A 13,063-nucleotide genomic window follows, 5' to 3' on the forward strand; every position below is an offset into this window, starting at 1 on the left:
TCGAAAGGAGAATCAATGTGTATAAAAAAATCATCCCAGCTGTTACAGTGATATTCGGTTTTTGGATTCTTCTTCAATTAGCATTTAGCATCAATATCTTTCACAATCCAATGAATTATTTTATTGTGATCACTCTCTTTTTTCTTTGTATTCAGGCTACATTGAAGCATAGGAAATAAAAAAACCCGAACAAGCGAATCCCACGCTCATCCGGGCCAGTCATTTCTTTATTACACTTCTTCACCATTCGTTGCGATGACGTTTTGATACCAAGTAAACGAATCTTTTTTAAGACGCTTCATTGAACCATTACCTTCGTTATCGCGGTCAACATAAATCATGCCGTAGCGTTTTTTCATTTCACCGGTTGTGAATGACACGATATCAATGATGCCCCAAGGTGTGTAGCCGATGAGGTCCACACCGTCATATTCAACCGCTTTTTTCAGTGCTTGAATATGAGAAGCGAGATATTGAATTCGCTCTGAGTCATGAATAGAGCCGTCTTCTTCCACTTGATCAATGGCACCAAAGCCATTTTCCACAATGAATAGAGGGATTTGATAGCGATCGTAAAAACGATTCAATGTATATCTTAAGCCTGTCGGATCAATGGACCAGCCCCAGTCGCTTGATTTGATATACGGATTTTCTACACCATGTGGCAGTGCTCCATTGACAATGTCTCCGTTGTGATCAGATACTGCATCGCTTTTGACCGTTGTTGACATGTAGTAGCTAAAGCCAAGGTAATCTACTTTTCCTTTTCTTAAACTTTCTTCATCGCCTTCTTCAAATGGAATGTGATAGCCTTCGCGCTCAAATTCTTTTAACGCGTAGCTTGGATAGTAGCCACGCACTTGGACATCTGGGAAGAAATAGCGCTGTCTCATATATTCTTCTGCCAGCATGACATCCTCTGGGTTTGAGGAATATGGATAAATTGGCACGTGGGACACCATCGCTCCAATTTGAAAGGACGGATTGATCTCTTTTCCTTTTGCCACTGCCCATGCACTTGCAAGCAATTCATGATGGCCCGCTTGATACATGACTTCTTTGGCATTTTCGCCTTCTTTGACAGATACCCCTGAATTTGTCCAAAGGAACAACGGGTTGTTGACGTCCATTTTGTTATTGATTTCATTAAATGTCATCCAGTACGTGACCTTGTTCTTGTAACGATTGAAGCATACTTCCGCGAATTTCGCGAAATATTCAGCGACTTTTCTGCTTCGGAATCCGCCGTATTCTCTTGCCAAATGAAGGGGCATTTCAAAGTGAGACAACGTAATGACAGGCTCGATTCCATGTTTAATCAGTTCATCAAACACATCATCATAAAACTGTAAGCCTGCTTCATTCGGCTCTTCTTCATCCCCTTTAGGGAAAATTCGGCTCCAGCCGATCGATGTTCGCAAGCATTTTAATCCCATTTCAGCAAACATGGCGATATCTTCTTTGTAACGATGGTAGAAATCAATGGCTTCATGGTTTGGATAAAAAGTTCCTTCTTCTATCGTTTCCGTGATATGTCTTGGTACACCATGAGCACCTGCTGTCATCACATCTACAACACTCGGCCCTTTGCCAGCTGCATTCCATCCACCTTCGAATTGATGAGCGGCTAATGCCCCGCCCCATAAGAAATCTTTTGGTAAAGTCATTATCTATTCCTCCTATTTCACAATTGTCATCATGACGTCAGTTGGCTGACATGTCGAACGTTTCTCTACAATCACATCTTCGTATGCTTGGGTATTGGTAATGATAACAGGTGTGATTGTTTGTAATCCTTTGCTTTCAATTGCTTCCTGATCAAATGTCATCAACAAGTCACCCTTTTTCACCTTGTCGCCTTCTTTGATATTGAGTGTAAATGCCGATCCATCTAGAGAGACCGTATCAATTCCTACATGAACAAGTAACTCCACACCAAATTCAGAACGCAGACCAATCGCATGTTTTGTTGGTGCAAGCATGACGACACTGCCATCAAACGGTGCAAACAGTTTGTTATCGGTCGGATGAATGGCAAAACCTTTCCCCATCGCCCCAGAGCTAAATACGGCATCTGGCACTTTAGATAACGAAAGCATTTTTCCTGTAAGTGGAGCCGTGATCATTTCTTCATTGTTCATAGAAGTATTTGTCGTTTCTCCGTCTTGATCTTTAACAGGTGTTTCACCAGCTGACTGTTCTACCGTATCTTCTCCATATCCGAACATTTGAATAAGCACAACTGGTAAAATGAGCGCAATGGCCACACCAATCAAAATACCAATGATAGACGTTGGATAATCTGCACTGATTCCGTTCACAATGGTCAGCGGGCCAGGCAGTCCTGCATATGCAAAGTAATAAGGCGTAAAGAAGCTGGCCACAACGGCACCGACCGCTCCAGAAATACACCCGATAATAAACGGCTTTTTAAAACGTAAGGTGACACCGTAAATCGCAGGCTCCGTAATACCGAAGAGTCCTGTGATTCCAGCTGAAACCCCAACTTTCCGTGTTTCCCGATTTCTTGCTTTTAGAATAACTCCCAGCACCGCACCGACTTGAGCGATAACAGCGATGGTTTGATATGCCTGAAAGGAGTCACGTCCATATTGTTCAAAGTTCGCAAGTACCATTGGCGTGATGCCCCAGTGAACACCGAAAATCACGAGTACTTGCCAGAAACCGCCGATAATGGCCCCTGCCAGAGCTGGTACATTTTCAGCTAAAATATTGTATCCGTTTGCAATCCCATTTGCACCTGCTGTCGAAAGAGGACCGATTAATAGTATGGTTAACGGAACCATGACGACCATGCATAAAAATGGGACAAATAGCGATTTGACGACCTCATGAATTCGTTTGTTTAAGAATTTTTCTACATAGGAAAGAATCCATACTAAGAAAAGCGGTGGCAAGACGGATGATGTATAAACCGTTTCAGATAACGCAATCCCTAAAAAGGTCACACCTTCCCCTGATGCTACACGTCCGGCAATCTCTGTCCAAGAAGGACTGACAAGCGCAGCTGTACAAGCAACCGCGATATACATATTCGTTTTGAAATGCTTGGCTGCAGTTATCGCAATAAAAATGGGCAAGAACGTAAACGGTGCCCAAGAAATAAAGCTAAACACTTCATAAGTGCCTGTTTTCGAGAAGCTTGGAAATATCAAATTTATTAAGATAAGTGCACCTTGCAAAATACCAGCTGCGGCTAAAATATACACAAATGGCGCAAACACAGCGGACATGGTCGCAATGACCCGATTCAGTATCGTTCCTTTGTTTTCATTCGGCTGGTCATCATCCGACGTTTGGAGCTGAATAAGGTTGGAAAAATGCTCATATACCTCACCTACATGCTGACCGATCACAACCTGAAACTGACCACCGTTTTCCACCACTGTAATGACGCCAAGCATGGCGTTGACTGCTTCTTTTGCCTTTGGATTAGAACGCTTCAGCACCAAACGCAGCCTCGTGGCACATCTTGCGGCACTCACCACATTTTCTTCTCCGCCAACTGCTTCTAAGATGTCTTCTGCAAGCTTTTGATAATCCCTCACTTTTGACATATAACCCCCCCTTTATCACTACTAGTATATGTACATTATAATTATGCCGGTACAATTTATCAATACATATATAATTTGAGTTTGCATATCAAAGAGAAATCGAGATGTGCTATAATACAAAGACAATAAATCGTGAAAACAAAGAGGAATGGCTATGTTAAAGTATCAACAAATTGCGAGCGATATTGAAAAATATATTGTCACAAATGAGCTGCAGCAAGGAGACAAACTCCCTGTGCTTGAGACGCTCATGAATCAATTTGCTGTGAGCAAAAGTACAATTATCAAATCATTAGATTTACTCGAAAGAAAAGGGATTGTCTATCAGGTGAGGGGCAGCGGCATCTTTGTGAGAAGGCATAGACGCAAAGGCTATATTAGCCTATTATCCAACCAAGGGTTTAAAAAAGATTTAGAGGAATTTCAACTGACATCAGAAGTTCTCACGTTAGATACCGTCAAACCGCCAGAAGAAGCTGCGCTGAATTTAAACATTGAACTAGATGAGGATGTTTTCTACCTTAAACGCATTCGTTACATCAATGGACAAACTTTATGTTTAGAAGAGTCCTATTACCGGAAAACCATTATTCCTTACCTCAACACAGAAATTGCAGCCGATTCTGTATTTAAATTCATTAGTGAAGGCCTTGGTCTTAAAGTGGGCTTTTCTGACATGTACCTGCAAGTAGGCAAACTAAACGAAACTGAAGCGAAGCATCTCGGACTTAAACAAGACGATCCTGCCCTCCGCGTTGAGACCGTTTTCCATCTCACAAACGGACAGCCCTTCGACTTCTCGAAAATCACGTATAACTACATGCAATCCCAATTTTTTATTCAGGCGAATAATTATTATGGGTGATGAAAGGAAAAAGCCCCTCATTTTTGAGGAGCTTTTTTTAATGCTGGCATCATTTGTAGTAGTTATAGTCATTGAATGTTGCGATCATATCTTCTTGTGTCCCTTTTTTCCCACGATTCGTATTAAAATATAACGTTCCGTCATCGAAATCAACAGCTTCTATCTCAAAAAGAGTAAATGCACTGCTCGTTATTCGGAAAGATAGGTCATTTCTAGTAAACAACTCTTTTGAAAAATCTTTTGTTGTTGTTCCCTTTTGCTCTTTGATCATTTGGTTGATATTAAACGGATACGTGAGAATAACACTCACATTAGAAGCCCCTCCGTTGGTATCTGGCTTAGATAAAGGGACATATAATGTTCCTTGGTAAAAAGAAATTCCTTGAAGAATGTACTTCGAAACATCTACCACTGACTGATTGATCACTGCTTTTGTATAATTTAATGTAAATGTGGCCTCATACTCAAATTTTCCTGTTTGATCATTAAAATTTCCAATGAAAAAGCGATTGCCAGACCTCACAATAAATTTGTCTGCTCCAACAGAATACGTGATGCCGCTAATTGATAAATTCGTTCCTTGGTACTGAAGGACATAGGCTTTAGCCACTTTGTATGTACTTTTTTTCGTGTTCACTTGTAGCTTCACGATCTTTTTTACATACTTGACACCATCGGTCATAGGGGCTACATAAATACTAACTTGCTCATCTCCTTTTTGGGCTTTGACAGCTAAGTCATTGGCATGTCCTAAATCATAGCTAGTACTATTCGTATCAGAGTTTTTAAGAAGCTTCACTGTTCTGTTGCTTGACGAGCTGTTCATTTTAATAGAGTACAATTGTGTCAGCTGGGTTGAAGTATTTATTTTTGCAGCATAAATCATGTTATTGTTACGGTCGACACACATTCCTTGCATAGAGGTGTAGAATCCAGAGCCTGACATTCCAGTATACGTTGTATATGTGTTGAAATAACCGGATTGAGCTTGAACACTAGAAGACCACATACTGCAACAAAAGATAATAGCCGTTAGGACGACATATTTTATTTTTTTCAAGATTGGCACCATCCTATGATTAGAGTTATTAAAAAAATACGATCTGAACATAAAATCGTCACCCATAAAACGAATGACGATTGTTATAGAAATGAAGTGTTACAAATTATTGGGAAAATCTACTTCTCAGCCTTAAACGACTTTACCGTCTTACTACTCTCTGACATGCCTTTTCTTGTAACCGTGACGTAAATCTTTCCGCCCTTAGCGCCTAGTTGTTTGATGGTCACCTTCACAACCTTACCTTTAGAAACCGTTGACTGACCAATTAATTTTCCTGATTGGTTATAGATTTTAACAAGATCCTGTTTCGCTAATTGACTAACGGTGATCACGTCATTTTTCTTCTTGTTGTTGACGATGTTAATTTGGTTGCCTTTTAATGCAGAGGTTGGCTCACCTTTAAAAGAAACAGCCTGTTTGCCACTTTCCAACATCTTGTCACTGCTTCGTGTAACAAATACTTTGCCGCTCTTAGCCCCAACTTGTTTGACGTACAATTTGATGGATGAACTGTTCGCCGGTTTTGATGTGGCAAGTAATTTACCGTTTGTTGAGTAGACTTTGATGACGTCTTTTTTCTTAATCTTACTCACTGTAATGACGTCTTTTTTATTTTTAAGATTATTGATTTTGACCTGGTTGACTTTTAGAGCATCTGATTTTTCACCCTGATAGCGAATTGGTACTCGATTTCCCTCTTTTAGACCAGGCTCTTTCATGCTGATATAAAGCGTTCCACTTGTTTGACCCAATTGTTTCACGGAAATCGTCATGTTCGAGCTCGATGCAGTTTGCTGAGCAATCGCTGTTCCACCAGAAGCTTGTTTAAAGATTTTGATAACGGATTGTTTTTTGATTCCTTTTATCGTTACCGTATCGTTTTTCCCTTTATTGTTCGTCACCTTCACTTGAGATGCTGCAAGAGGAGATGTGACGATTTTTTTGACGGTTACGACTGGGAGGGAAACCTTCCTCTTCCCGCTTTGCAACGTGATCGTTACTTTAGAACCTTTTGTTAATTTTCCCGTTTTTAATTTAAAATTTTTCCCTGGGGTGATTGGAAATGGGCCATATTTCTTTTTTGTGGAACTTGTGCTGAGCTTGGACACGGCTTTTATTGTACTATTTGTAGAATCTGATTGTACTTCTACAACAGCATTAGACCCAAAGGTGCTGAAACCATTAATTGTATCACTCGAATCATCTATATCTTCTACATAAACTTTCTGTACATCTTCTTGAGATTGATCTGTTTCACTTGGGTTATCTGCCATGAAAGTCTTTACTGTAATTAAGTCACCACCGATTAATTTTGAAACAGTAACGTCATAGACACCATTAGAGTCTGTCTGACCTTCTCCAATGACTTGCCCCTCTCCATTTAATACCTTTATGATACTATCTGGAGTGGCGGTTCCACTCACTGATGTTGATAACTGCGTAAACGGGTTCAATGTTGGAGCTGTCGACTTAACATAAAAGAAATCCCTTATCAAAACGTTGTCATAAGCTGGTTCAATAATTTTTACCTTGTTTCGGTCTAAGGCCTTTAGGGTTGCTTTGTCTACATTAAACTCAAAATTACCCTCCTCATCTGCTATCATGGACTTAATAATGTCGTTTGTTTCATTGTTAGCAAAGATGATCTTAGCGTAAGGAATACCTGTCTGACCTTTTAATGATTTAGACCATTTTGTCGTAGGGCCAAGTGAAAATTTCTTAGGATTAATGATTTTTTTATATACGTCGATATTGCTGCCAGTTGTCATTTTGACTGTCAGGAATGTTCCAGCAGTTAATACAGGTGGCAGCTTTAAATGGATGGCATCATTGAATGTCCCTGACGCAATCACTTTACCATCTTGCATGACCTCAACTTTTGTGTTCTTCACTGTTTTCCCAGTTAATTCTTGAGAAGTATCATATATATCATCTAAAGAGCTAAAAGAGCCTTTGAATACATATACGTTATTTGATGCAAGTAAGGTACCGCTTTGATCATACGTATCTAAATTCAAAGTTTGACCAGCAGTCGCTTTACCAGAAAACAATTTAAAATTTCCTTTACTATCTGCTTTTGCGTAATCGTGATATCTAGATTTCCAGTTTCTAGGAAGACCCCAATCTCCGAATGCAACGATTGCGTTAGGAATTGTCTTACCTGTCAGATAATCATCACCATATTGATAACGATCAACTGTTGTTATTGTTCCACCCTCTGCGGCACTCACATTTTCTTGTATATGAAAACTCAACATCATCATACAAAGAATAGAAGCTACTACTTTCAGGACTATTTTCATAAATATATCCTCTCTTTTCCTATTAATGTGTTTATATACAAATATTATATATTTTAACCAATATAGGTACAAGGTTTAATGTTGAGCCTAAAGACTTATATAAAATCCATATTCATAGATATAGAGGGTGATGTCGATCGCTTTTTTATTTTGCATGAATCATACAAATTCATCACATCAAAAAGATTCATTTTACGAATGCATCCTACACACTTATGATGAACATAACAATATGTTTAGGAGGATTCGTCAGATGAAAGATATTAGGGTGTATCATGTCGATGCGTTTACAACTGAGAAATTTGGAGGTAATGCCGCTGGGGTGGTGTTGGATGGGGAATGGTTAACGGAGGATGAGATGCAGAATATCGCCAAGGAGTTGAACTTACCCGAGTCCGTTTTCTTGCTGCCGGCACATGATGAGAAAGCCGATTATCGAGTGAAATATTTCACTCCAACCGAAGAGGTCAATTTCTGCGGGCATGCGACGGTTGGGTTGACTTGGCTTTTAGCGACGGAGCTAGGGATGGCTAAAGAAAAATCAGGGGTGGTGTTAGAAACAAAGATCGGCCATGTTCCCGTTGTATGGCACGAAGAGAATGGCAAAGTTGTGGATGTCGAGATGACACAGGTCACGCCAAAGACGCGAGATTTTATCATCGATGTAGAAGAGCTTAGTGATATTCTCGGTATAAGCAGTGACAGGATTGATCCATCCTATCCTATAAAATTAGCAAACACCGGAAACTGGCATCTCCTGGTTCCGCTGAAACACCAGAATGACATTGATCAAGCAGCACCAAACTTAGCAGCTTTAGGAAAAATGAATAAAGAGCAGGATATCACAACGACTCATCTTTATACGTTTCAATCCACAAAAGACTGTGATCTTTATACAAGGGATTTTGCACCTGGCATTGGTATACCCGAAGATCCTGTAACGGGAGCAGCCAACGGGGCATTGGCCGGATATCTGTATTTGGAAGGGATCATTCCTCAGCAAGAAACCACTCATCTGCGCATTGCCCAAGGTGATGCAATCGGCAGACCAGGATTGCTTCGTATTACGGTCATTCCGAATGAAGCAAAGCCGGTCATTAAAGTAGCAGGTGCAGCGATTATTACCATTCGTGGGGTGATCACGCTATAAATTGATCAGCTTGAATAGAGACTCTCGTTCAAGCTGAATCTATTTAAAATGATCTTTGACTGCTTCAATCCATCTTTTAGTAGAGGGAGAGGCTGCGTTAAAAGATTTAAACGCCATATTGATTTCGCGATAAACACGGGTCTCAAGTGGAATTACGTTCGCATGAGGCACCTGAGGCGGCAAAATCAACTTCGGAATGATCGTGAGCCCAAGGCCTTCCTGAACCATAGAGATGAGCGTATTGTTGTCCCCAATCTCAAATAAAACATGGGGTTTTACGCCTCTTTCTTTTAATAATTTCTTAATGAGTCGATCACAGCCCGCTTTTGGCATAATAAATGGTTCATCTCGGAACGAAGCCACTTCCATCACCTTCTTTGTATGAAAACGATGACCCTTTTGCATGAGCACCACCAATTCATCTTGAAACAGTGGAACAGTTTCCAAATCTCTAGATGGCTGTGTTAAAAACCCAAGATCAACTGTGCCAGATGCGATCCACTCTTCAATCTCTTCATAGCCGCCTTCGTATAATTCCAATTGAATATTGGGATAACTTTTCGTAAAACGATGAATGAGCTGCGGAAGCATTTTTGAAGAAAAACTAGAGAACGTGCCGATCTTGATACTCCCCACTTCCATCCCTTGAATCAACGCCGCCTCCTGCTCAAGCAATGACGCATGATGAATGATTTGGCGAATATGGGGCATCACTCGTTCACCTGCATCTGTCAGCGACAGCCCGTTTCGATTCCGATGAAGCAGCACAATCCCAAGTTCTGACTCAAGCTTCGCCATATTATGACTCACACCCGACTGCGTCAAACCAAGCTTCTCACCGGCTTTTGTAAAACTGCCGCATTCGACGACTGTTTGAAATACTTTGTATGGGAATGTCATTCGTTTGCTCACCTCGTATTTTCATATTGTAATTTGAAAAATAGATCAAAATGTCTGATTCATCTCGAAATTCAATTTTCACCTATAACCACTGAGATATTTTGCTAAATTTATGATACGATAATAGGCAAAAAGACTACAGGGGCTTGCTAAATGAGTGAACTTTTTATTGAAAAATGCGATTTTATGACAGATCAAATTCAATCTTTACGAACCACCGTATTTCATAATCAACCTATTGTCTATATTCTTTATGATGAAAAGAAGAGACCATCTGCTTATATAGGTCAGTCAGTCCAAGCTAGCAGGCGTTTGAAAGATCATTTGAAAGACAAGAATAAGAATAAACTAACCAAAACCATTCTGATCGGACATGAACGCTTTCATCAATCTGCCTCTTATAATATTGAGACAAATCTCATAAACTACTTTATTGCGGAAAATCGTTTTCAATTAAAAAATGTTAGCCAGACGCGATCCAGGGAGATGCACCATTATTATCAGAAAGACTTTTACAATGAATATGTCTTTAATGAGATATGGACGCAACTTCAAAAAGAGGAGATCGTTACTCATTCAATTGATGCATTAAAAAATAGAGATATTTATAAACTGTCTCCCTATAAAGAATTATCACCTCAACAAGTAGAAATTAAAAATGAAATCTTATCTTTTTGTAAAGAGCATATCAAACAGTCCGGTCACCATGTGATTTCGATAGAGGGTGATGCAGGAACTGGGAAAAGTGTTTTACTAAGTTCTCTCTTTAATACGATCCAAGACTTATCAAACGATATGGAATCTATCTTAAACAAAAAGAACAATTATTTACTTGTGAATCATGCGGAAATGCTTAAAACATATCAAAATATCGCAAAAAGTCTGCCAAATCTGAAGAAGAAACAAATTATGAGACCAACCTCGTTTATCAATCAGATGACAAAGTCAGGTGATATGGCTGACATCGTGTTAATTGATGAAGCCCACCTTTTATTAACAAAAGATGATAAGTACAATAACTTCCATTATCAAAACCAACTAGAGGAGATTATCAAACGAAGTAAAATCACCATTGTCATTTTTGATCCAAAACAGGTACTCAAAATTAAGAGCTACTGGAATGAAAAATTACTCGAGGAAATAACAAACAGATACCATGCCAAGACTGTGAAACTTACAGAACAGATGCGTATGCATGCCGATACTGATACGTTGAAATGGATTGACCAGTTTGTCTCAAAACGATTATTAACTCTGCCTAAAAAACAAGAATCTTTCGAACTCAAAATTTTCGAGAATCCTAATCAATTTAAAACTGCCATTCAAGAAAAAGATAATGAAGTAGGTTTGTCCCGCATTGTATCTACCTTTGACTTTTTACATAAAAAAGATGGAGCTGCCTATATTGTAGATGAAGACGGTATCAATATGCCATGGAATTTTACAAATGATAAATGGACATGGGCTGAACATGCAGATTCAGTTAGAGAAGTGGGCTCAATTTATACAGTTCAAGGATTTGATTTAAATTATGTCGGCGTCATACTTGGCCCTTCTATCAGCTATGATGAAGAAAAGGATGAACTTCTCATTGACACGTCAAATTATAAAGATACAGGTGCATTCACATCCAGAAGTGACATGTCAGAAGAGGAAATCAAACAGGCAAAAGAAAAGATTATACTAAACTCAATTAACGTTCTGATGAAGAGAGGCATTCACGGGCTTTATATTTATGCAACAGATGAAAAATTGAGGAGAAAACTACAAGAATTAAAAGGGGGAGGCATATATGACCGAGATCAAAGATTTAATACATTCGATTAATCAATTTCGAGATGATCGAAACTGGAGAAAATATCATAATCCAAAAGACTTGGCCATATCAATTTCGATAGAGGCAGCTGAGCTGCTTGAAGACTTCCAATGGAAAAATAATGAGGAAGCTCTTGAGGCAAACGAAGTTAATATTCAAGAGGAAATAGCAGATATCTTAATATATTCACTAATGCTTTGCTCAGACCTTAATCTAAATGTGAAAGAAATAATTAAAGACAAGTTAATAAAAAATGGACAGAAATATCCCATTGAGAAGTAAAGAAACCTGATTTGTTTTAATTATAATGAAGAAGAGGCTCATAACACTCTTCTTCATTTCGGCCTTTATTTTAAATTTATAATTTAATTCATCGTTGTCGTCGACGAAGACCTAGACGCTGCTTCATCCGCTTTCACACAATCAATCGCAACAACCAATGCAATCATCACAGGCTCCATCTCTTCTTTCAAAATATCCACCTTGTAGCTATCCCCCCAAGTAAACCATTCCTTCTTTACCTGACCGATCACTTCGCCGCTTTGCAGCACTTGGAAATTCATATCCCACCAGTTCCCTTGTACTTCGATACCAGCAGCATCAATTGAATATTTTGCTTTGAAGAACGTAAACTCTTTTTTGATCGTCAATACCTCTTGCCCACCGACTTCTACTAAAAACTTCGGTAAAAAGCTAAACATTTTCTTCGTGATTACAGCAATGACTTCTCGTTCTGTATTCAAAATGGTAAACGTCTTTGGCACCTTCATAAAGCTGCCTTCGACCACATATACATCATTCTCCTGTTGGTCCTTTACCGTAAACCTGCCGCTCAGACTAAATACCTTTTGCTTCATATACAGCTGCTTCATAAGTACCTCCGATTCAGTTCAAAAATTTATCCGTTCTTACCTTACCCCTGATTATACCAAAAGATAGAATGTGCAAAAAACCACCTGATAGCAGGTGGTTTTCGATTACTGATCCATTTTCAGAGATTCTTTTTCATATGTTTGAAAAGCATCTTCCATTCCCATGATGACCTCTTTCATTTTGACATAACCACTTGTATAAGGAATAGAATCTCTAATCTCTTCCCACATAAAATGATAGAACTTCAGGTCATCTGTTTCACACATCACAAAATCTGTGTAATTCTTACCTGGAAGAGCCTCAGCATCAAAAAAGCGCACCGTCACATGTTCCTCATATTTCTGCATCAACTCTTGCAGCGAAGCCGCATGGGTTCTGCGCTCCTCTCGTGGTAAAGCAAGCCAAGATGGATAGAACTCTAATAAAACAACCATCATATATTTCATCATCAAGCCCCTCGATTCTTCTATGATGTGATGATTGTACGCCAGATCTGGAGAATGTGCATTAACATA

12 protein-coding genes are annotated in these 13,063 nt (G+C 39.3%); 5 read left to right on the plus strand and 7 right to left on the minus strand.

The genetic code is table 11. The features are described 5' to 3' along the window. Positions 1–17 precede the first annotated feature (17 nt). A complete protein-coding gene (locus MHH31_RS18625; RefSeq protein ID WP_025208294.1) occupies positions 18–179 on the plus strand; it encodes a hypothetical protein in 162 nt (53 codons plus the stop codon). Between the two features lie 51 nt (positions 180–230). Here MHH31_RS18625 and bglA read toward each other — a convergent pair whose 3' ends face one another. Both bglA and MHH31_RS18635 read right to left on the minus strand, forming a co-directional pair. Beyond that, the gene (bglA, locus tag MHH31_RS18630; RefSeq protein WP_342495506.1) at positions 231–1,670 is read right to left on the minus strand and encodes a 6-phospho-beta-glucosidase BglA; all 1,440 of its coding nucleotides are present in this window, start codon (positions 1,668–1,670) and stop codon (positions 231–233) included. Positions 1,671–1,679: 9 nt separating this feature from the next. Beyond that, on the minus strand, positions 1,680–3,578 hold the full coding sequence (locus MHH31_RS18635; RefSeq protein ID WP_342495109.1) for a beta-glucoside-specific PTS transporter subunit IIABC: 1,899 nt from the start codon (positions 3,576–3,578) through the stop codon (positions 1,680–1,682). Positions 3,579–3,732: 154 nt separating this feature from the next. Between MHH31_RS18635 and MHH31_RS18640 the strand changes: the two genes are divergently transcribed. After that, complete coding sequence (locus tag MHH31_RS18640) at positions 3,733–4,443, plus strand: GntR family transcriptional regulator (RefSeq protein ID WP_342495110.1); 711 nt, start codon at positions 3,733–3,735, stop codon at positions 4,441–4,443. A gap of 49 nt (positions 4,444–4,492) precedes the next feature. Here MHH31_RS18640 and MHH31_RS18645 read toward each other — a convergent pair whose 3' ends face one another. Both MHH31_RS18645 and MHH31_RS18650 read right to left on the minus strand, forming a co-directional pair. Continuing rightward, positions 4,493–5,503 (minus strand): hypothetical protein, encoded by a 1,011-nt coding sequence (locus MHH31_RS18645; protein ID WP_342495111.1) that lies wholly within the window; start codon positions 5,501–5,503, stop codon positions 4,493–4,495. A 119-nt stretch (positions 5,504–5,622) separates the two neighbouring features. Beyond that, positions 5,623–7,809 (minus strand): Ig-like domain-containing protein, encoded by a 2,187-nt coding sequence (locus MHH31_RS18650; RefSeq protein WP_342495112.1) that lies wholly within the window; start codon positions 7,807–7,809, stop codon positions 5,623–5,625. A gap of 253 nt (positions 7,810–8,062) precedes the next feature. Here MHH31_RS18650 and MHH31_RS18655 point away from each other — a divergent pair, with 253 nt between their 5' ends. Further along, positions 8,063–8,959: a PhzF family phenazine biosynthesis protein gene (locus tag MHH31_RS18655; RefSeq protein WP_342495113.1), complete on the plus strand. Its 897-nt coding sequence runs from the start codon at positions 8,063–8,065 to the stop codon at positions 8,957–8,959. A 39-nt stretch (positions 8,960–8,998) separates the two neighbouring features. Here the strand turns inward: MHH31_RS18655 and MHH31_RS18660 are convergent, their stop codons facing one another. Continuing rightward, on the minus strand, positions 8,999–9,859 hold the full coding sequence (locus tag MHH31_RS18660; protein WP_342495114.1) for a LysR family transcriptional regulator: 861 nt from the start codon (positions 9,857–9,859) through the stop codon (positions 8,999–9,001). Between the two features lie 153 nt (positions 9,860–10,012). On the opposite strand from MHH31_RS18660, the gene MHH31_RS18665 reads away from it, so the two are divergent. After that, positions 10,013–11,686, plus strand: coding sequence for a DUF2075 domain-containing protein (locus tag MHH31_RS18665; protein WP_342495115.1), 1,674 nt, complete (start codon positions 10,013–10,015; stop codon positions 11,684–11,686). Then, the gene (locus tag MHH31_RS18670; protein WP_096882108.1) at positions 11,652–11,957 is read left to right on the plus strand and encodes a nucleotide pyrophosphohydrolase; all 306 of its coding nucleotides are present in this window, start codon (positions 11,652–11,654) and stop codon (positions 11,955–11,957) included. Before MHH31_RS18665 ends, MHH31_RS18670 begins: the two co-directional genes overlap by 35 nt. An 83-nt stretch (positions 11,958–12,040) precedes the next feature. Here MHH31_RS18670 and MHH31_RS18675 read toward each other — a convergent pair whose 3' ends face one another. Together MHH31_RS18675 and MHH31_RS18680 are read right to left on the minus strand one after the other, a co-directional pair. Further along, entirely contained in the window at positions 12,041–12,547 is a 507-nt protein-coding gene (locus MHH31_RS18675; protein WP_096882109.1) for an LURP-one-related family protein, read from the minus strand. A gap of 105 nt (positions 12,548–12,652) precedes the next feature. Further along, positions 12,653–12,994, minus strand: a complete 342-nt coding sequence (locus tag MHH31_RS18680; protein WP_024718485.1) for a darcynin family protein — start codon at positions 12,992–12,994, stop codon at positions 12,653–12,655. Positions 12,995–13,063 lie beyond the last annotated feature (69 nt).

Source organism: Bacillus sp. FSL K6-1033, assembly GCF_038630765.1.
Taxonomy (GTDB): Bacteria; Bacillota; Bacilli; order Bacillales; family Bacillaceae; genus Bacillus; species Bacillus altitudinis.